The 20,705-nt window shown below is 42.5% G+C and carries 15 protein-coding genes; 3 read left to right on the forward strand and 12 right to left on the reverse strand.

The annotated features are described in order from the left end of the window. Window positions 1-5: 5 nt before the first annotated feature. Both FXV78_RS03080 and FXV78_RS03085 read right to left on the reverse strand, forming a co-directional pair. Complete coding sequence (locus FXV78_RS03080; protein WP_004843667.1) at window positions 6-959, reverse strand: ABC transporter permease; 954 nt, start codon at window positions 957-959, stop codon at window positions 6-8. A gap of 269 nt (window positions 960-1,228) precedes the next feature. Further along, on the reverse strand, window positions 1,229-3,430 hold the full coding sequence (locus tag FXV78_RS03085; RefSeq protein ID WP_039959885.1) for a helix-turn-helix domain-containing protein: 2,202 nt from the start codon (window positions 3,428-3,430) through the stop codon (window positions 1,229-1,231). Between the two features lie 432 nt (window positions 3,431-3,862). Between FXV78_RS03085 and FXV78_RS03090 the strand changes: the two genes are divergently transcribed. Then, complete coding sequence (locus tag FXV78_RS03090; protein ID WP_039959887.1) at window positions 3,863-4,324, forward strand: hypothetical protein; 462 nt, start codon at window positions 3,863-3,865, stop codon at window positions 4,322-4,324. A gap of 32 nt (window positions 4,325-4,356) precedes the next feature. Then, window positions 4,357-4,944, forward strand: a complete 588-nt coding sequence (locus FXV78_RS18940; RefSeq protein WP_378962344.1) for a transposase — start codon at window positions 4,357-4,359, stop codon at window positions 4,942-4,944. 60 nt (window positions 4,945-5,004) lie between these two features. Here FXV78_RS18940 and FXV78_RS03100 read toward each other — a convergent pair whose 3' ends face one another. Further along, window positions 5,005-6,513, reverse strand: a complete 1,509-nt coding sequence (locus FXV78_RS03100; RefSeq protein WP_105084792.1) for a MarR family transcriptional regulator — start codon at window positions 6,511-6,513, stop codon at window positions 5,005-5,007. A gap of 281 nt (window positions 6,514-6,794) precedes the next feature. On the opposite strand from FXV78_RS03100, the gene FXV78_RS03105 reads away from it, so the two are divergent. Then, window positions 6,795-7,409: an IS630 family transposase gene (locus tag FXV78_RS03105; protein ID WP_039960247.1), complete on the forward strand. Its 615-nt coding sequence runs from the start codon at window positions 6,795-6,797 to the stop codon at window positions 7,407-7,409. Between the two features lie 39 nt (window positions 7,410-7,448). On the opposite strand, the gene FXV78_RS03110 is transcribed toward FXV78_RS03105, so the two are convergent. From FXV78_RS03110 to FXV78_RS03155, 9 genes are all read right to left on the reverse strand, one after another. Beyond that, a complete protein-coding gene (locus FXV78_RS03110; protein WP_004844868.1) occupies window positions 7,449-7,715 on the reverse strand; it encodes a helix-turn-helix domain-containing protein in 267 nt (88 codons plus the stop codon). A gap of 14 nt (window positions 7,716-7,729) precedes the next feature. Then, window positions 7,730-8,482 carry a type I 3-dehydroquinate dehydratase gene (gene aroD, locus FXV78_RS03115; protein WP_009245101.1) on the reverse strand — a complete coding sequence of 251 codons (753 nt, stop codon included), beginning with the start codon at window positions 8,480-8,482 and terminating at the stop codon, window positions 7,730-7,732. A 79-nt stretch (window positions 8,483-8,561) separates the two neighbouring features. After that, complete coding sequence (locus FXV78_RS03120) at window positions 8,562-9,908, reverse strand: MATE family efflux transporter (RefSeq protein ID WP_004844865.1); 1,347 nt, start codon at window positions 9,906-9,908, stop codon at window positions 8,562-8,564. A gap of 447 nt (window positions 9,909-10,355) precedes the next feature. Next, the gene (locus tag FXV78_RS03130; protein ID WP_054337198.1) at window positions 10,356-11,261 is read right to left on the reverse strand and encodes an RpnC/YadD family protein; all 906 of its coding nucleotides are present in this window, start codon (window positions 11,259-11,261) and stop codon (window positions 10,356-10,358) included. Window positions 11,262-11,562: 301 nt separating this feature from the next. Continuing rightward, window positions 11,563-13,191, reverse strand: a complete 1,629-nt coding sequence (locus FXV78_RS03135) for a glycoside hydrolase family 13 protein (protein WP_004842569.1) — start codon at window positions 13,189-13,191, stop codon at window positions 11,563-11,565. Window positions 13,192-13,203: 12 nt separating this feature from the next. Next, window positions 13,204-14,958 (reverse strand): glycoside hydrolase family 13 protein, encoded by a 1,755-nt coding sequence (locus FXV78_RS03140; RefSeq protein ID WP_004842567.1) that lies wholly within the window; start codon window positions 14,956-14,958, stop codon window positions 13,204-13,206. 12 nt (window positions 14,959-14,970) lie between these two features. Beyond that, window positions 14,971-16,440, reverse strand: a complete 1,470-nt coding sequence (gene malQ / locus FXV78_RS03145; RefSeq protein WP_023923989.1) for a 4-alpha-glucanotransferase — start codon at window positions 16,438-16,440, stop codon at window positions 14,971-14,973. 30 nt (window positions 16,441-16,470) lie between these two features. Beyond that, entirely contained in the window at window positions 16,471-18,732 is a 2,262-nt protein-coding gene (locus tag FXV78_RS03150) for a glycogen/starch/alpha-glucan phosphorylase (protein WP_009245106.1), read from the reverse strand. 27 nt (window positions 18,733-18,759) lie between these two features. After that, window positions 18,760-20,703: an amylo-alpha-1,6-glucosidase gene (locus tag FXV78_RS03155; RefSeq protein WP_004842564.1), complete on the reverse strand. Its 1,944-nt coding sequence runs from the start codon at window positions 20,701-20,703 to the stop codon at window positions 18,760-18,762. Window positions 20,704-20,705: the final 2 nt, after the last annotated feature.

Raw genomic sequence — 20,705 nt, forward strand, 5'->3', positions numbered from 1 at the left:
CCCTTTTAATAGAATCCTGATTCACCAAACACTTTTGCAAGCTTGTTCGCTCCGATGACCATAACCATACTTACAACGGATTTAAACATTCCTGCTGCTGTTGCCAGAGAATAGTTTCCATTCACAACACCTTTTGTGTAAATATATGTGTCAAACACATCCGATGCTGCTCTGTTCATGGAGTTCTGCATCAGATAAATCTGTTCGTATCCTGTATTTAAAATCTGTCCCACTTTCAAAATCAACATAATTACAATTGTTGAACGAATAGCCGGAAGAGTTACATGCCACATTTTCTGCCAACGATTTGCTCCATCCATATCTGCTGCTTCATAAAGTTGTACATCCACGCCTGAGAGAGCCGCCAGGAAGATGATTGTTCCATATCCGGTTTCTTTCCACATGTTCTGTCCGATGATCATCGGAACAAACAAATTCGGATCTGACATAATATCAGGTGCATTTTTTCCAAAAATCATTGTCAGAAAATGATACACGATTCCGTCTGTTGTTGAAAACAACTGAGTTGTCAGTGCCGCCACAATTACAAATGAAATAAAATGAGGGATGTACACCATCGTCTGTGTAACACGTTTGAATGCCATATTTTTCACTTCATTTAATAAGAGTGCTAAAATAATCGGTGCCGGAAAATAAAAAATCAGGCTTGCGATTGAGATTGAAAGAGTATTCTTTAACAGGCTCCAGAAATCCGGTCCCGTAAGAAATTTCTTAAATATGTCAAATCCTACGAAAGGACTGTTTATAATTGCTGATATCGCTGAATCTCCATTATATGGACTAAAATCCTGAAAGGCCATTGCCAATCCCCCCATTGGAAGATAATTAAAAATCAGCATGTACAACACACCTGGAATAATCATGATATATAACCATATATGTGCTTTCCATTGTCCTGTACGAGATGTTACTGCTTGGGTTTTTGCTTTTGTCTTCATTCCCACTTTCTCCTCGTCCTCTTTTTTATCATGATCGGCTCATGATATCTACGATTGCGGTCCGCTTCCGTGAGCACATTGTACCGTCTCTTTCATTCATTTGTAAATAATCATTTTACAATCTGTTATTATCCTTTTACACATGCGAAAACCCCTTGAAATTCAAGGGGTTTCAGCTTTTATCGCATTCCGGTTATCATGTTCTGACCACACTGTTTTTCTCTTGATAACAGCAAAAAAACATGATTATCCACTTCTTCATTTTTATTTTAATGTTCTTTTCTGAATGCCGCAGGTGTCACTCCGATATGTTTCTTGAAAAAACGGATGAAATTCTGCACGTTATTATACATTAATATTTCCGATATTTCTGCCACCGACATTTCTGTCGTCAACAACATATATTTTGCCTGCATCAGCTTTTCCTCGTTTACCATATCTGTAAACGTGATATTTTTTTCTTTCTTTATTATTTTCCCGATATAATTTGGATGATAATTTAATGTCTGTGCACATTCACTCAGTGTTATATTTCCTCGATTCTCCCGTACAAGCTTCTGGATCTGCTGGAAAATGCCCATCTCATCTCCATCTTCAAGTTTTTGCAAACTCTCAATGATTGGCTGAATCACTTCTTTTATGATTGCTTCCTTCAGTTTTTCCGTATCATAAAGCATTGGAATCCGGTTAAATGTATTATATTGACTATCCATGAATACATCCTCAAGTAACAGTCCATGTGTAACCGTTGTTCCAACAATCACTGTAAGTAGTCTCGTTAAATAGAAGTTTCTCTCCACTCCAATTACACGCTTTGAATCCAATCGCTCAATCATTGTTTCCAGGAGTCTCTGGCTTTCCTCCACATTGCAGTTTTCTATTGCCTGAACCAATTCGCCTTCCATAATTATGTCATATACATTACTTTCACGTTTCAACATGGAATAGTCATCGAACAACACCAGTGTTGAGCCTTCTGATTTGTTTGCATTCGTCTGATCATAAAGAGCTTCATTACATTCATTGTATGCCTGCTGAATATCTGTAAGATGATGAAATGTCTGACTGATTCCACAGGAAACATGGTATAAAAAATGCTCTGCAATAAAATCCTTTACTTCTTTATAAATCACTGCTGTTTGATTCTCCGCTGCATTATCATCCTCACCGCCCGCAACAAAAATCATCTTATCTCCGTAAAACAGAGGTGTAATAAATATTTTACTTTGTATTTCTTCAGGCAATGTTTCCAGAATTCCGGTATAGATTTCTCTCTTTAATATTTCCTTATTATCATTCTCTTTACAAGCCATACCAAGCATTCGATAGGAGCTATATTCTGTAATCTGGTATTTCCCCAAAGCGTCTTTTATCTTTCCTTCATTCATCTCACCTTTTATAAGATTCGATAACAGAAATTCTTTTAACTGGATATCTCGCTCCTTTACATGAAGTTCCAATTTATTCAATGGATTAGCAAATGCAAGTACAAGTACACGCACAATCTGAATCAGCACTGCAATTACTGCAATCACCGCAAATGATGCAAATATAAATGTCATTCCTATCTTTCGTATCTGATTATGATTAAATCCTACCAAATATGTAAGGCCACTGGTCGCACCACTGGTTCTACTGATACTATACTTTGTCGTCTTTTCGATTTGCAATGTACCTTCTGAATCGAACGCCCCCCATTCTTTCTCTTCTGAGAACTTTTCCAACCATATTTGTGTCAGTTTCTGATTTGTTTCTGCCATTACCGACTGATCACTTAAAACAGAGACACTGTATCCCATATTTTCATAATTCGATGGTAACAGCTGCCGAATTTCTGATTCGTTTATTTTTACAACAATAATCCATGCAAGATCACCTGCTCCATATTCTTTTTTTATCACAAGTCGAAAACCACTCAGATCTACCGTATTTTGTTTGCGCAAATTATGATTTCCGTACTTTTCACTGTCTTTAGCTTTAATCCAATAAGCAGATAATGGAACCTCTTTCTGCGCCTCCAGAAATTGCTCCGCTTCCTCTCTATTTTTCAGTTCATCATAGTCGAACATGCCATAATCATCCAATATCCATCCACTTCTGACATTGATAAATTCATATGACTCTACATACTTCTCTACAAAATAGTTTCCCTGAAGACTGTCCTGCGCCCGATTCAAATCACTGTACATAGAATATGGTGGTTTCTCCTGCTGAGCCAGCCATCGAACTGCATCTTCATTTGCCACTTCAATATAGTACTCTTTCAACGATGAAAACACATTCTCATATTCCCTTGTAATTTGTTCACTATAAGACTGCAGCTGGAGCTCACTTCTAGCAGATTCTCCATTGACATAAATTAAGCTGGAGACAATCCCCATGATAATCATCGGAATTGTTACCAACGCCATCAGTTTTATAAACATCTGCTTTTCATATGTTAATGAATCCAATATTCTTTTTAATTTCAAAACCCACTTCCCCTATTCCATTCCTTCTAGATTTTTCTCCAAAATATTCTAACACAGGCTAAATATGTATAGCAATCACTTTGTTCCATTCTGTCTGAACCTGTCCTTTCTTTCAAACATGAAAATTTAATAGTGCCTGACACCATTGTGTTCAATACCAGTTAGCTTCTCTAGCTTAACACCTTTTTCTTCCAAGCCTGCTATCCCTTATAATATCAGTAGTTCTCATTTTATACTATTTTTTAGGCTGGCACTTATTTAACATCTTTGTAACATATTTTATATATCTTTTTTTATTTTCCTATTGACATGCAACAAAAAATGTGCGGTCACCTTGTTGTCCATCGGAACAACAAGGTGACCCTTAGTTTATCAAGGGAATTGATTCGTGGGGAACCAATTATTCCCATACTAAGGAGGCACACATTTATTATGAACGATTATCCATCAAATGTAAAACAAAAATTGAACTCTATCATCGCTGACATGTCGGAGCATCATTGGCTCTTGTCAAACAATCCTGGACACAATTTCATGCGTCAGCATCAGGGCAAACTCTCTTTCTACGATACCATGCGTCTTATTATCGACATGGGAAAAGGAACTACCAATGATGAAATTATGGATTACTTTGACATGGTTCCTGATCTTATTCCATCTCAATCCGCTTTCAATCAACGACGCAGTCAGATTTCACTGTCTGCTTTCGAATACCTTTTTCGGAAATATATTGTAACTGCTGATCGTGGTTATGAATCTTACGATCTGTTATTCCACTGTGAACTCAAGAATCTAAATTATGTTTTTCGTGTAAAAGCGCCTCTTCTAAAAGTCTGCTTTCCTATTACGCTACTGAACTTCCTGACGACCTTGAAGAATTCGATGTTACGATGAAACGTTATTTCACTGACAAAGCTACAAATGTTATGAAAGATCAGTCGGATGTGTACCGATATATTAATCCGAGTAAAAACACACCTCATTTTTATGAGCTTCTTAACAGAGATAGGAGACATCTTTACTTCATGCAGTTTCGTGTCGTAAAAATAAAAACTGCAGAAAATACATATGAGTATCTCATCACAAATCTGCCCCACAGCTTTACTATGGAAGACATCAAGGAATGCTATCACTGGAGATGGGGCATTGAAATTTCTTTCCGTTATCTTAAGCATGCAAATGGGCTTTTGTACTTCCACAGTAAAAAACCCGAATTCCTAAAACAGGAAATCTATGCAAATCTGACACTCTATAATTTCGGAATCTTCATTGCTAACGAAGCAGCTGAAGAAAGCAAGAAAAAAGAACGGAAGAATGATAACAAATATCTTTACGAAATCGACATTTCTTCTGCTCTGAAAACAGCAAGAAAGTTCTTTATTCGCAGGGACTCCGATAAACCTATTGATATCATTAAGTTGATGTTGAAATACGTCCATGCTGTAAAAGAAAAATTCCAACAATTTGACCGGCCCCTCCGTGGAATCAGTGCGATTCATTTCGGATATCGATAGCCTTAGGCCACTTATAAATGATTTTCTACGCAAAATGGCAAAATTTCGGCATCAGGAAAATCAAGATGTAAGCGCCGGAACAAGGATAAGGTTTTTTATCGATAAACCAGCAGCTATGATCTCTTTTCCAAGAGCCGTTATCAAATATTTATAGGATCCTGGGATTTTTTCAATCAGTCCATGGACTTTCAGACGTTTAAAGATCCTTGTCATGGCAGACGGAGTGATTTTCGGAAGATGCTGGCGGATCTGTTTTCCTTGTATCCCGAATGTCATGTATTCCCCTTTGCTGATGGCTTCCAGTACAGACAGATCACGAGAATCAAAAAAGTTGAATCCGCGATAGGTTCGTTCCTTTTCCCTCCGGGAATGACTGACTTCATCCAATTTCTTCCTGCCGCTGCTGTGATCATCAAAGGATGAGATAAATTCAAGGTATCTGTAATTCGCAGATTTCAGGATTGTGAATAACTGATATAAACTGTAAATACTCTTTTTTAAAGGGTCTTTCCGAATATCGGATGTTCCATCCCTATGCTGAACTTCCCGCTCCACACGGAACGTACTGATATCATTGCAGGTGCTTTCAATTCGCAGTACACAGCCAAACTTGTCATACATTTTTATGGACACATCACCCATGTGGTGCTTGATCCTCGTTCCGAGGATGCGCTGATTATAGTTTGTGCCAATCTCTTTGGTACAGTTATAAGTGATTCGCTGTCCAAGGAAAGTGGCGATGTTGTCAGGCTTCACAGTATATATCGCAGTGTGGATGATTTCATCATAGATTGGTGCCAGGTATTCCGGCTTACGGAACATGATATCCGTGGCACATTCGATCTGCTGAACCGTCCAGGTATAACCCAGCCCGAGAGATTCCGGAACGGGACTGTAGCGTCTGGCAAAGACATCGAGAACTTTATGGAGCCCTTGCGGGTTGATACGGTCAGAAAGTTTCTGAGCAGTTTCAATATCGGAGATTTCAAGGAACGCGTTGTCCTGCATCCGGTAAGAAAGCTGTTTTTTATCAAGCTTATAGGCGAGCAGGTTATGACCGTTCATGTAAAACTGAAGACGGAAAGGCGGCCATGTAGGGACACGAAGATAGCAAAGGCCAAGTTCCCTGTCGATAAAATAGAAATAGTAATGAAGACACTTGCTCTGGTCAAACTTCAGGAAGGTCTTCCCAGTTGTTTTATCATGCCAGGGCCTGTAGGTATTACAGCATTCCATAGCAGAAAAGATATGGATCAGACCTTCCGTTTTTCCGGTTTCGGCAATGATGTTCTGGATGCGGTCATCTTTTCGAAAAGCATGGAGTTTTCGGATGAACTCAATTTCCATTCCATTTTCGTGAGCAATCTTTTCCGCATTCTGACGGACCTGTTCCGTAAGGGGCTGGGAGAAACTGGTGGGATAATCAAAAATACGGATACCGTTGAGTTTCATATAGGCAGTCATTGCTTCCGCATGGCTCCAGTTTGGGATATATCCCTGAATGATCATGCGGTCATAACAGGTAATGATGCCATGAATTTTATCAACGTATTTATCAGTGAGTAACATATAAAAACCCCCTTTTTCTTTAGAATAACACAAGGGGTAGAAAATAAAAATAACTTTTCCGGTTTATCCGGGTTAGGCTCTACCACTGAAGATTGTCATTTTTGACAGATGAACATCATCTGTCTTATCAGCATGCCCTTTTTTCTGAATCTGTATTTCCAAGCACCAAAATATCCTCTTGCACATGTTTCAATGCAAATTCGAACAAAACCTCGAACACCTAGTGTATTGGCTTGTTGATATTTAACTAAAATTTTCTGGTAATCACAGCTGTCCTGAATATGTATGAACTCCCCTATGATGAGAATCATCCGGTTGTGTGTATGGATGAGAAACCGTACCAGCTTTTGGGAGAGATCAGGGAGCCTTTGCCAATGATTCCCGGAAGCGACCAGAAAACCAATTCGGAATATGTCCGCAACGGCACCGTCAGCATTTTTGCTTTTGTGGAACCGCTCGGAGGCGTTCACCATGTAAGTGTACGTGAACACCGTACAGCCACAGACTGGGCAGAGGAAATCAGGTATCTTGTGGACAACATGTACCCCGATGCCGAAAAGATCCTCCTTGTGATGGATAACCTTAATACCCATAAACCGTCATCCCTGTACAAACGGTATCCGGCAGAAGAAGAAAGGCGTATCATAAAAAAACTGGAGATACATTACACGCCCAAGCATTGCAGCTGGCTGGATATTGCTGAAATAGAGCTTAATGTAATGACCAGGCAATGCCTTAGCCGCCGCATCGCTGAAATAGAACAGTTACGCAGCGAACTGTCCGCATGGGAAACGGAACGGAATACACTGGCAGCAAAGGTCAACTGGCATTTTAGAACCCACGATGCCAGAATAAAGCTCAGTTCACTATATCCCACATTTACTACTGCTTCCTGATAGGGCAGTAGTATTGCTAAATATCATCGTGTCAATACACTAGCTTAATGGCATTGCAGGATGGCGGTCTTGACTTCGCTTCATAATAATTCCGTTTTTAACGTAGTTGAGCATCATCACTTCGCCCTGAATCGAATTTTCCTGTGTCTCAAAATTCTTCAGTTCTTTCTCCTGCTTTGCTCTTACACATTCCAAAATCCGCTTTTTTGTATTGGCATTGACTCCCGGACGGTTATTGAGAGCCAGAGATACCGTTGCCTCCGAAAGCCCCAGTTCCTGCGCAATTTCTTTTGCTTTGATTCGCATAAATGCCTCTTTCTCTAATGAAAAATTTCAAGCACTCCTCTTAGTTTCTCCACTTCAATCTGCCCCGGCGCAGATGTTTGTCCTGCCGCCCCGAAAGTCAGCGCAGAGCCAAATACTTCTCCACAGAGTCTGCTGATCACTCCATCTTTTGCCATAGACATCGTGATGATGGGGCGATCGGCATAGGTTCCTGCCATCTCTTCCGTTGCCGCAAGCAATGTCAGCACATCTTTCCTGCACTGCGGCATCACTGCGATCTTGGGAAGGTCTGCCCCAAGTTCCTGCATCTTCTGAAGTCTTGCCACGATTTCTTCTTTGGAAGGAGTTTTCTCAAAATCGTGATTGGAAACCACCACTTTCACTCCGAAGGTATGCGCTGTTTTTATGAGAGATTTCACCGTTTTCTCTCCTGCTGATAATTCTGCATCGATCAGATCTGCCATCTTAGTCCGGGCTGCTTTTTCATTCAATTCTCTATACGCCGCTGCATCGATTGCCTGTTCTCCGCCCTCCTGCAGTGTACGGAATGTGAATAAAAGCGGAATCTCTCCTGTAATTTCACATAGCTTACGCAAGACATGTTCGACACACTCAAACGAAAATACATCTTCGTACCAGTCCACTCTCCATTCCACTACATCTGCTTTTGCCTGTACTGCACTTTTTGCGTTTTCTAAAATCTCCGGTACTGTTTTTCCCACTATCGGAACACAGATTTTCGGCATTCCTGTGCCAATCTCTAAATTTCTCACTTTTATAGTATTCATCGTTTGTTTTCCTCCCTGGATCACTGTTTTATATCTACTGTATCTTATCTTGAAAAATCCTGCAAGAGCAGCCTTGTTTTTATTTTCTCAGCTCTTTTAACTGTCTCATCAGAAGAGGGATTTCAAAAAGAAGCATCACGATCCACCCGATCAGATTCGCCCACGCAAGGCTTACAAATCCCAAGTTGAATACCAGAAACATCACAATAACTGCCAGCACACGCCCTGCCATATTCATAAAAGTACTGTACAGTGTCACCTTCAGATCTCCCATGCCACGGAAAAATCCCTGAATCCCATTCGTTATCGCCGGAAGAATATACATCCAGGAAACCAGATGCAGATAAGACTTTCCCAGAGTCACCACCTGTGCATCTTCCTGAGAGGTAAACAATCCCATAATCTTCTCTGCACCAAAATACATCAGAACCAGCAAGATCAGACCATATACCAGTTCAATCCCGATTCCACTCTGAAGTCCCCTGCGGATTCTTTCTCTTTTGCCTGCCCCCTTATTCTGGGCAATAAAAGTCGTCATGGCATGCCCGATGTTCTGCTGAGGAATATACGCAAAATCATCCACGCGGTTTACTGCCGTAAATGCTGCCATTACACTGACTCCCTGGGTGTTGACCACTGCCTGAATGATTGTCTTTCCAATCTGAAGGCAGACTTGCTGCATGGCACTGGTGCTTCCATAACTAATAGTCTTTTTCATCAAACTTTTATCAAACACAAACCACCGCTTTCCCAGGCACAAAAGCGGAACCCGCTTCCTGATATACAACGCACAAAAAAGACAGCTGCTGGCCTCACTTAATACCGTTGAAATGGCACTTCCCGCCACGCCCCATCCAAATACTGCCACAAAAAGCAGATCTCCGAGCACATTTAAAATTGCACTGGCAACCAGAAAATACAGCGGCGTTTTACTATCGCCCAGTGCCCGAAGTGTATTGGCAAGAAAATTGTAAATAAACGTAAACAAAATTCCGATAAAAATGATCCTGAGATACGCAAGCGCATCCGGCATCACTTCCTTCGGTACCTGTATCAGCCGAAGCAATGGTTCTGACACCAAGATTGTCAGCACGGAAAAACCGATTGAAAATCCGCAGCCGGACAACAATGTGGTACTGATCTGACGGGATAACTGTTCATAATTTCCCGCTCCAAACTGGGAACTCATCAAAATACTTGCCCCCATACAAAGACCGCTGATCAAAAGGATGACAAGATTCATCACCGGTGTGGATGTTCCGACTGCTGCCAATGCACGCTCCCCCACGTATCGACCTACAATGATGGAATCCGCTGCATTATAAAAAAGTTGAAAAAAATTACCGAGTACCAGTGGTATCGTAAAGCCAATCAGAGGAACGGCCACTGCTCCTTGTGTCATATCATGTTCTGTTCCGTTTTTCATGCTGTTCCCTCCTTTTTCTACATTTTACCACACAAAGTCAAGAACCGGATTTCTGCATAATATGGCGGATAACAACATCTTTTACAACAGAAAACTGCAGCTATGAAAAAAGCTCGCACAAAACAGACAGTTTGTACGAGCTAAACACGATATCATTGCGTCCGTTTCCATACACAAGAGTAGGTTCTACATAAGAAATTTTGTGTTTGCTGGAACAAAGCATCTGAACAACATAAGATTTACTGTCCGTAAATTCTTTCGGTCCCATTACTCCGCCAATATATCCTAACCCTTTCACAGACTTTTGGTCTGCTATCTCTAACATGACTTTAGCCGGTAAAAGATTATATTTTTCGAGTTGTTCTTTATCTTTTGTATAAACACCAACGCAATCAAAGTTAGCAAGGGGCTATCGGTTAATTCCCGACAGCCCCAAATATGTATTTTCTATTGTTCTTCTTTGCCCGTTGCCCTCTCTTCTCCCATTTCTCGGATCATCTCTGCAATAACCTCTTCCTCTTCTTCAAGTTCCTCTGAAATCTCAGAAATAGATTTTCCTTTTACCAGTTTCTTTTGAATCTGCATTCTAAGAAGCTCAATTTTCCCTTCCAATTTGCCCTCTTCCCAGGACGCTTCCCGCTCCTGCCGCATATGCTTTTCCTCATCATATTCATAAATACTCACTTGTTTCGCCTCCGCTCTGTTTTGTTTCAAAAACTCTGCCATAATCCCTTCCTGAATACACTCACTGATTGCCTGTTCCACTGCTTCTTCCACCGGCTTTACCTGGGCGTACTCCCGCACTCTTGCAGTATATTCCGAGTAATCCTTCAGAGATTTGCACATTTCCTTCAACTTCTCATTATGCCCGCGGTTGATGTTCAGCATCACCGCAGTCAGCTCCAATGCCGGATGTTCTTCTTTGACGCAATACGCATCAGACAATCTTAAAATTTTTCGATCCGGCTGTTCCTGACTTCCATTGTAAAAGATCACAAACTGCGGAGTCGGGATCTGAATGCATTTCGTACCATACAGGTTTTCATCTTTTGTCATCCCGGAATACAGATCCGAGATATAAAACAAATACCGCAGGGGCAGGTTGGGACTGTAGGTGGACTGATGCTCATACAGGGAAAGTCTGGAATCAATGAGAAAGGACAGATCATTATGCATCGACATGTAGATTGCATTTTCCAGTGTATTGATTTCCAACAATTCCGGATCTTCATAATGTTTTCCACTGACCGCATTGTACAGATCGAGCAGATCTTTCCTGTCACTGTAGAGCATGGCAAAAATCCTCGATTTGTACAGTCTGTTTACAGGCTGTGTTGGTGTTGTCTGGTTCATATAAATACCTCCTTGAATGAAAATAGCTGCAGGAGGCTTTCCAATACGGCATCTTTCCCTCAAACCTCTCTGCTGTTTTAGATTGAAATCAAAGCATAGAGATTTTCCGATATGACTTAGAATAAAAGATGCGGTATGGTTCCGCTTAGAAAACCAGAATTTTTATGCTTTTCTGCATTATAGCACGATTATTTAAAAAGAGAAAGTTGAAATTTGTTTTTCACCTTGAAAACTCCATCGTTTCTTATTACGTAAAAAGAGAGGAAGATTCCTCCCCCTCTCTCAAATATGGATTCTCTATTTATCTTCTGATCATCATTGCTTCATAAGGTCTGAGCACTCCAGTCTCTCCTTTTTCCTTATAATTCCAGATCAGTACCTCTCCGTCTTTCCATTCACTCAAAAGATCGCACGCTGCCGGTGTTTCACTGAAATTTGCACATACCAGGACTTCTGTATCGCCTTCTTTTCTTATATAGGCAAACACCTGCGGATCCTCTTCCATCAAAAGTGTAAACTCTCCGTTTACAAACACGGAATGTTCTTTTCTCAGCCGGATCAGCTTCTGATAATAGTAGAATACAGAATCGGGATCGGATAGTTCCGACTCGGCATTGATCTTCGTATAATTCGGATTCACTTCCAACCATGGGGTTCCCTTTGTAAATCCTGCATTCACCTCACCACTCCACTGCATCGGCGTTCTTGCATTGTCCCTGCCCTTTGCATAAATGGAGTTCATGATTTCTTCCTTGCTATATCCTTCATCCAGACGCTCTTTGTACATATTCAGTGTCTCAATATCCTGATACTGGCTGATATCTGCAAAGCGCACATTTGTCATACCCAGTTCTTCTCCCTGATAGATATAAGGAGTTCCCTGCATTCCATGCAGCAAGGTAGCAAGCATCTTTGCAGATTCCACGCGGTATTTCTGATCATTTCCCCAACGGGACACGATTCTTGGCAGATCGTGATTGTTCCAGAACAGACTGTTCCATCCACATCCGTGCAGTTCTCTCTGCCATTTTGCAAGCACCTGTTTTAATTTCACTACTGGAAGCGGCGCCACATCCCATTTCGACTTTCCTTCCTGCTGATCCAGACCAATATGCTCGAACTGGAACACCATAGAAAACTCGCTTCCATCCGGATTGCTGTACAATTTGGCGCGTTCAATATCTGCGCCCCATGCCTCTCCTACTGTGATCAGATCTCCCTTTTGGAATGTTTCCCTGCTCAGTTCCTGAATAAACTCATGGAGTCTCGGTCCGTTGTTTGTGATCTTTTGATCCGGCTCCTTGGCAATCTGATCGATCACATCCAGACGGAATCCACCCGCTCCTTTTTCCATCCACCAGAGGATCATATCATAGATCTCACGGCGCACTTTTGGATTCTCCCAGTTCAGATCCGGCTGTTTTACCGAAAACTGGTGAAAATAGTACTGTTCCAGTTCCGGCACCCATTCCCAGGCAGGTCCCCCAAATACGGATCTCATATCATTCGGATACACGCCCTCTTTCCCATCTCTCCAGACATAATAGTCATGGTACGGGTTATCCTTGCTTTTCTTTGCCTCCTGAAACCAGCGATGCTCATCAGAAGAATGGTTTAACACAAGATCCATGATAATCCGGATATTTCTCTTTTTGGCTTCTTTTATCAGCTCTTCCATGTCATCCAGACTTCCGAACATAGGATCGATATCCTGATAATCAGAGATGTCATATCCATTGTCATCCTGCGGGGATTTGCAGACCGGAGACAGCCAGATCGCATCGATTCCCAGCTCTTTTAAATAATCCAGTCTCTGAATGATCCCTCGCAGATCTCCGATCCCATCTCCATTGCTGTCCTGAAAGCTGCGTGGATAAATCTGATAGATCACCGCATCCCTCCACCAGTGTTCTTTTCTTGTCCCTTCCATTGACGTTCTCCTTTATTTCTTTCTTCTGATCAAAGTTCCGTTTTTCTTCAATACACCCTGCTCAAATCTGCGGGAAAACAAAACTTCTCCCTCTTCTTTTACTGATACCGATTCCTCAGAACAGTTTAAGAGTACTTCCAGCTGATTGCCGTCCTGATCCAGTTTGATATACTCCACAAGACGTCTCTTCTCATACTCATTCGGAAAATGGAAATACAGACTTTTGCAGGCTGCTTCCTGTTTCCGCATTGCGATCAGCTTTTGCATGATCTGGATTTTTTCCTGGTTTTCGGATGAATCCAGTTCCTGCCACGGCATACATCTGCGGCAGTCCGGATCAAAACCGCCTTCCATTGCAATCTCTGTTCCATAATAAATGCAGGCACTTCCCGGCATTGTAAACAACACGGCAAGCTGCTGGTAAAACAGATCCAGATCATCAAACCGACTCATCAGACGCTGCGTGTCATGAGAATCCAGAAGATTGAACATCACATTGTTGCTCTGCTGCATATACATCGTATAACAGCGGTTCACCATATACTCAAATTCTTCTTTTTCCATTCCCCGATCTAAGAAGAAATCATGGATTCCGCTCATCAGAGGATAGTTCATTACAGAATCGTACTCATCTCCCAGAAGCCACTGACTTGCATCATGCCAGATTTCACCCAGTAAGTACAGATCCGGTTTCATCTGTTTTAAATGCTCCCGGATTTTTTTCAGAAAACGGTGGGAAACTTCATTTCCCACGTCAAACCGGATTCCGTCAATATCGAATTTGCGGATCCAGTCTTCGCATATTTTACAGAAGTATTGAATTACTTCTTCGTTATTTGTATTCAGCTTTGGCATTCCATCAGTAAATGCAAATGAATAAAACCGTCCGTCTCTCGTATCTGCCCGTTTTTCGACTGTTTCCCAGTCATGGATCATAAACCAGTCTGCATACGCAGATTTTTCTTTTTTCTCCAGAACATCCAGCCATGGTGCAAACTTTCTTCCACAATGATTGAACACAGCATCCACCATGATCCGAATCCCATGCTGATGTGCCTCTTCTACCAGATCTTTAAATTCTTCCTCCGTTCCAAAATGAGGATCGATCACCGTATAATCTGTGGTGTCATATTTGTGGTTGGATTCTGCTTTCATAATGGGATTCAGGTAGATTCCCGTGATTCCGAGCCCTTCCAGATAAGGAATTTTTTCCCGGATTCCATTTAAATTTCCGCCAAACCTCTCTTCATTGGTCACAGTACCAGTGCGCCACTTCGTCACACCGGCCTCTTCCTTCGTATCTGCTCCCCTGCAGAACCGGTCCGGAAAAATCTGATACCATACTGTCTCGTTGACCCAGTCTGGTGTCACATTAATATCCGCAGGATTCATCCACGGTACGGTAAAGCACTGCAGCATCCTTCCGTCCATCTGCATCTGTTCTTCTGTCAGAAATCCATCCTCAAAATAATACCAGACTTCTTCCTCTGTATGTAATTCAAAATAATATTTGCAGCGTTTATACTTTGGAACCAATGTCGTTGTCCACCAGAGCTGGTGACGCAAACGTTTCTTAAAACAGATTTCCTCTCTCTTTCCGGTCCATTTCTCGTTTCCGCCAAGGATTCCCGATTCAAACGGATCTCCATAATGAATGAATACCCGTCTGACATCATATCCTGTTCTTAAGTTTACGATCAGCTCATTTTCATTTAACGCATAACTCATCTGTTCTGATGTTTTATGAAAAATTCCAGCAAATTGCATGTTGTCTCTCCTTTAGTTCCGGAATGTGATCAGATTTTTATATCGTTTCAGTTCTTTCCCGGCAAGTGTAAAGTCCGGCATTCTCCACTCCCAGTTCGGAGAACCGACTGTCCCCGGTGTATTCAGATGCCCTTCTTTTCCCTGCCCTAAAATATCCGCCATCGGAATGATCGCATATTCTGCCTTGCTCTTTAATGTATAAGCAAGCAGACGGTCTTTGACACTTCCCTGCCTGATTCCCTCACGTGTGAGAAATCTGCGCACTTTACGCTTCGCCGCGCAGGTCAGATTATGATACCACTCCATCAAAGTATCATTGTCATGCGTTCCCGTATACACGATCATATTTTCTACATCGCGGAAGCTGTCATATGCATATTTTCCTTTTGTCTCAATCGAAAATACAAGGATCTTCATGCCTTTCAGATGATAGTGATCCTTCAATTCCAGTACTTCCGGTCTGAGATCTCCCAGATCTTCCGCCACCAGATTTACACCCGGGATCTTCTCTTTGAGCGTGTCAATCACTTCATATCCCGGCGCCTCAATCCACTCGCCTTCCACAGCTGTCGGACAACTTGCCGGAATTTTCCAGAAGGTGTCAAACGCCCGGAAGTGATCGATCCGGATAATGTCAAACAGCTTGCTGCTGTATCCGATCCGGTCCACCCAGAACTGATAGTTGTTTTCTTTTAAATATTCCCAGTTGTAGATTGGATTGCCCCATCTCTGACCGGTCGCACTGAAATAATCCGGCGGAACTCCTGCAATAAAGATCGGCCTTCCGTCTGTATCCAGAAGGAAATTGTCTTTTGCTGCCCACACGTCCACAGAATCTACCCCCACATAAAACGGCACATCTCCCATGATCTGAATATCATACGCATTGGCCTTTTCTTTCAGTTTCATCCACTGACTGAAAAATACATACTGTAAAAACATATGATACTGCACTTCTGTTTCTAACTCAGGCGCCAAATCCGTTCTCGCATCCGGCCACATTTTATCTTCCTGTTTCCATTCATTCCAGCAGCATCCCCCGTTTGCCTTTTTCAGCGCACGGAAAGCACCATATTCATATACCCAGCTCTGATCTGCAAACTCCTGATAGTCTTTTGTCTCACAGCCGCCACTTGTAAGAAATGTCTGAAAAGCTTCTCTTAAATAAGGCTCTTTGTGCAGACGCACAGCATCATAATCGACTTTCGTCGCATATTCGTGAAACCCTTCTGGTCTTTCTTTTAACAGCCCTTCCTCATACAGCGTATCCAAACTGATATATAACTCATCCCCTGCACAGGAAGAATATGGCTGATACGGGGAGTTTCCGTATCCTACCGGATTCATCGGCAAAATCTGCCAGATCCTTATACCGCTTTCTTTTAACAATGTCAGAAAATGATATGCTTCTGCCCCCATCTCTCCCACTCCCGTTCGAGACGGGAGGGAAGATACAGGCATCAAAATTCCTGTTTTTCTCATTTTACTCTCTCCTTTGGCTTTTGCCATATCCTACAGATGCCAGATGTCTCTGTTATACTCTGCAATCGTTCTGTCGGAAGAGAAAAATCCGGCTTTGGCAATGTTCACCAGCATTTTTTTCTCCCACGCTTTTTCATCTTCATAATCAGAAAGCATCTGCTCTTTTGTTCTGATATAATCTTTCACATCCAAAAGTGCCATGAACCAGTCTTTGCCTACGATTTCTTTGTACAGACGTCCCAGGTTCACCGGATCTCCGATGCGGATCAAATCTTTACTGATAATAAAGTCTACCAGCTCTTCTACCATCGGATCGTTTTCGTAAATATCTTTCGAACAGTATTCTCCTGTTTCATACAGCTTGATGATCTTTTCAGATTTTTCTCCGAAAATGTAAATATTGTCATCGCCGACAAGCTGATGGATCTCCACATTTGCTCCGTCTTCTGTTCCGAGCGTCACAGCGCCGTTGAGCATAAATTTCATATTTCCGGTTCCGGAAGCCTCTTTGGAAGCCAGAGAAATCTGCTCGGAAATATCACATGCAGGGATCAGTTTCTCTGCCTTTGTCACATTGTAGTTTTCTACCATCACGATCTTCATGTACGGGCTTACCTGCGGATCATTGTCAATGAGCTGCTGCAGGCAGAGGATCAGATGAATGATATCTTTGGCAATCGTATATGCCGGTGCTGCCTTTGCTCCGAAGATCATTGTGAGCGGACGTTTCGGCAGATTTCCTTTTTTGATCTCTTTGTATTTGTAGATCGCATACAGTGCGTTCATCTGCTGTCTCTTATACTCATGGAGACGTTTGATCTGGATATCAAATACAGAATTTTCATCAATCTCCACATTCTGTGTCATCTTGAGATATTTCTTTAATTCTGCTTTTGCTTCTTTTTTAATCTCTTTCAGTTTTGCGAGAACATTCTCATCATCCTGATATGCCAGAAGTTTTTCCAGTTCTTCTGCATTCTCCATATATCCAGGTCCGATCAGTTCTTTTAAGTACTCTGCCAGATTGTGATTGCAGTGTACCAGCCATCTGCGGAATGTGATTCCGTTGGTCTTGTTGTTGAACTTCTGCGGATAAATATCGTAGAACGGTTTCAGCTCAGATTCTTTTAAAATCTCTGTGTGAAGCGCTGCCACACCGTTTACTGCATATCCGAAATGAATATCAATGTGTGCCATGTGCACGCGGTCCATCTCATCAATGATATACACTCTCGGATCGTGGAAATCTCTTCTCACTCTTCGATCCAGTTCGCGGATGATCGGCATCAGATGCGGTACCACTTTCTCCAGATAAGAGATCGGCCATTTTTCCAGCGCCTCTGCCAGGATCGTATGGTTTGTATACGCACAAGTCTTGCTCACCACGTCCACTGCAGTATCGATATTAAATCCTTTTTGTTCTGTCAGGATACGGATCAGTTCCGGAATGACCATAGTCGGATGTGTATCATTGATCTGGATGCACACATGCTCATGCAGGTGATACAGATTCACCCCACGATCCTCGGCTTCTTTGAGGATCAGCTGTGCTGCATTGCTGACCATGAAATACTGCTGATAAATACGCAGAAGCTGTCCTGCTTCATCACTGTCATCCGGATAGAGGAACAATGTCAGGTTTTTATGGATCTCCTGTTTGTCGAACTGGATTCCATTTCCAATGATGCTCTCATCTACACTGTCCAGATCAAACAGGTGCAGTTTGTTGCAGCCGCTCTGATATCCCGGTACGTCAATGTCATACATGGTAGATTTCAGGGTAAAATCTTTAAACGGAACCTCAAAACTCACATCTGTTTTTGTCAGCCAGCTCTTTTCTGTGATCCATGGATTTTTCTCTTCCCACTGTTTGTTATCAGAAAATTTCTGAAGGAATAATCCGTCGTGATAGTTCAGTCCCACACCGTCTCCATTGAGTCCGAGTGTTGCGATGGAATCCAGGAAACATGCTGCCAGACGTCCCAATCCTCCGTTTCCAAGAGATGGTTCCAATTCTACTTCTTCAATCTCTGTCAGATCGTGTCCGTGTTTTTTCAGCACTTCTCTGACTTCTTCAAATACACCCAGATTGATCAGGTTGTTGGACAAGAGTTTCCCTACCAGAAATTCTGCGGAAATGTAGTACAGTTTTCTGTCTCCCTCGTTGTGTTTCATACCATTCATTTTTTCTTTGGACCACTGAAGAAGCGCTGCGTAGATCTCTTCACTGGATGCCTCTTTTATTCCTTTGCTGCAAACTGTCTGTAACATCTGCTCTAATTCTTTTTCCATTGTCATTCTCCTTTCAGATTCCATGTTCTATTTCTTCTTTTTTTCAATCTGTTCATATACACGGAGCAATTCTCCGACACTCCATGCCTGTGCAAAACAGCCTTTGGAAGACACTGGGTTTTTCCCGTCGTAGATTTCCGGCAGCTGTCCAATGCACCCTTCCTTAAGTGCGCACTCCAGAACTTCCAGCTGCTCTTTTACGTCCTGTTTTGCGCGTTCACTGTATGCGTGAACCTTGAGATACGCCAGATAGTAAGCCCCCAGTGGGAACGTCCATACAGTGCCCTGATGGTATGCCATATCCCGCTTTTCCATCGCTCCTTCATAGTATGGATGAAATTCCGGATCTGCTTCTTCCAGTGTACGCATCCCATAAAAAGTATACAGCTTTTCAAAAACAGTTTCCACTATCTTCCGCTCTTTTTCCGGCTCCAGCATCGTAAACGGCATGGAGAGTGCCCAGATCTGATTGCAGCGGATCTGGGTATCTGCCTCTGTTCCGGAAACCAGGTCTTTCAGACAATTTTTCTGCGACATCCAGAATTTTTCTGTAAACGAATCCCTTACCTTTTCTGCCAGTTGCGCGTAGTATCTGCTTGTTTCTGTTTCTTCTGTAAATGTTTCCATAATTTTTAAGGCATTGTACCAGTAGGCATTGATCTCCACCGGCTTTCCGTGTCTTGGAGTCGGCAGAATCTCTCCCACACGTACGTCCATCCAGGTCACCTGAGCAAGACCTTCCCCTGCACAGATCAGCCCGTCTGTATCCATGTGGATCCCAAACTTTGTCCCGCTCTGATATCCATCCATGATCCGCTCCATCACCGGATACACTTCCCGGACAAACTCCATATCTTTTGTTGCTTCATAATACAAATACACGCAATTGATAAACAACAGTGCCGCATCGACTGTATTGTACAGCGGTTCGTTTCCTCCCTCTGGAAACAGATTCGGCATCAGACCGTCTCTCTCATTCTGTGCAAAGGTGCGCAGAATCCTTTTTGCAGTCTCAAACTGTCCGGTAGAAATGCAGATTCCCGGAAGTGCAATCATCGTATCTCTGCCCCAGTCTTCAAAAAACGGATATCCTGCCAAAATCGTATCTCCCCCCGTGGATTCCCGTTTTGAAACAAACTGTCTGGCACTTTTTGAAAGCATTTTCCCAGCCTCCGAAGTAAATCCGGCTGTTTCCTCCAGCTGTTTTCTGTCTGCTTTCGTCTGCTCAATGATCGTCTGTGCACTGTTTTTTGATGGTTCCATCTCATAGACTACTTCCAGGACCACCTGTTTTCCAGCCTCTGCCTGCAGACGGATCTGATGGTTGGCTCTTGCGTGTCCATACGCCCTGCGTCCGTCACAGACATCATAGCGGTAAAAATAAACTTCCTCTGTCTCTGCGATCTCTTTTATCATTCCGTTTGTACGAAGATGCAGTGTCATTCCTTCACTTTCCACTGCTCCTTTTGTAAATACGATTTCCTGATCCGGCAAGAGATCGGCTCCCTTTGGTACGAACTGGAAAAATGGAGTCAGCACAAATTCCACATTCCGGCTGCTGCGGTTTTTGATTTCATAACGAAGCGCCACTGTATTTTCTTCCTGTGGCATTCCAATCTCTTTTTTGATCTCCACACCATTTACAAGGAATCTCCAGATCGGAGTATCTTCATAGGAAAATGCCGCCAGATGAAGATATCCATCCTCCGGTGTCTGCTCCTCAAACTCCTGTGTGGACAGTGTAAGCACGTCTCCTGTTTCTGTCAGAAGTTCTTCCTTTAAGCGGTGTATCATATTGTATCTGCAGTTTGGCGCTGTTGTACAGGCCATCAACAGTGCATGGTCATTTCTTGACACTGCCCCCGTCATCGTCATGGAGGAAAATCCCCCCAGTCCGTTGGTCATCAAATAACAGTTTTCCAGTCCCCGCTCTCTTGTTTTCCAGTCTTGTTTTCCATACATCCATTTCATCA

The sequence above is a fragment of the Mediterraneibacter gnavus ATCC 29149 genome (genome assembly GCF_008121495.1).
GTDB classification, from domain to species: domain Bacteria; phylum Bacillota; class Clostridia; order Lachnospirales; family Lachnospiraceae; genus Mediterraneibacter; species Mediterraneibacter gnavus.

What these genes read in the sequence shown, in the direction of transcription:
- FXV78_RS03080 (WP_004843667.1), bottom strand. Translation starts at nt 959, where the DNA reads ATGAAGACAAAAGCAAAAACCCAAGCAGTAACATCTCGTACAGGACAA.
- FXV78_RS03090 (WP_039959887.1), top strand. Translation starts at nt 3,863, where the DNA reads ATGAACGATTATCCATCAAATGTAAAACAAAAATTGAACTCTATCATC.
- FXV78_RS18940 (WP_378962344.1), top strand. Translation starts at nt 4,357, where the DNA reads ATGAAAGATCAGTCGGATGTGTACCGATATATTAATCCGAGTAAAAAC.
- FXV78_RS03100 (WP_105084792.1), bottom strand. Translation starts at nt 6,513, where the DNA reads ATGTTACTCACTGATAAATACGTTGATAAAATTCATGGCATCATTACC.
- FXV78_RS03105 (WP_039960247.1), top strand. Translation starts at nt 6,795, where the DNA reads ATGTATGAACTCCCCTATGATGAGAATCATCCGGTTGTGTGTATGGAT.
- FXV78_RS03110 (WP_004844868.1), bottom strand. Translation starts at nt 7,715, where the DNA reads ATGCGAATCAAAGCAAAAGAAATTGCGCAGGAACTGGGGCTTTCGGAG.
- aroD (WP_009245101.1), bottom strand. Translation starts at nt 8,482, where the DNA reads ATGAATACTATAAAAGTGAGAAATTTAGAGATTGGCACAGGAATGCCG.
- FXV78_RS03120 (WP_004844865.1), bottom strand. Translation starts at nt 9,908, where the DNA reads ATGAAAAACGGAACAGAACATGATATGACACAAGGAGCAGTGGCCGTT.
- FXV78_RS03130 (WP_054337198.1), bottom strand. Translation starts at nt 11,261, where the DNA reads ATGAACCAGACAACACCAACACAGCCTGTAAACAGACTGTACAAATCG.
- FXV78_RS03135 (WP_004842569.1), bottom strand. Translation starts at nt 13,191, where the DNA reads ATGGAAGGGACAAGAAAAGAACACTGGTGGAGGGATGCGGTGATCTAT.
- FXV78_RS03140 (WP_004842567.1), bottom strand. Translation starts at nt 14,958, where the DNA reads ATGCAATTTGCTGGAATTTTTCATAAAACATCAGAACAGATGAGTTAT.
- malQ (WP_023923989.1), bottom strand. Translation starts at nt 16,440, where the DNA reads ATGAGAAAAACAGGAATTTTGATGCCTGTATCTTCCCTCCCGTCTCGA.
- FXV78_RS03150 (WP_009245106.1), bottom strand. Translation starts at nt 18,732, where the DNA reads ATGGAAAAAGAATTAGAGCAGATGTTACAGACAGTTTGCAGCAAAGGA.
- FXV78_RS03155 (WP_004842564.1), bottom strand. Translation starts at nt 20,703, where the DNA reads ATGAAATGGATGTATGGAAAACAAGACTGGAAAACAAGAGAGCGGGGA.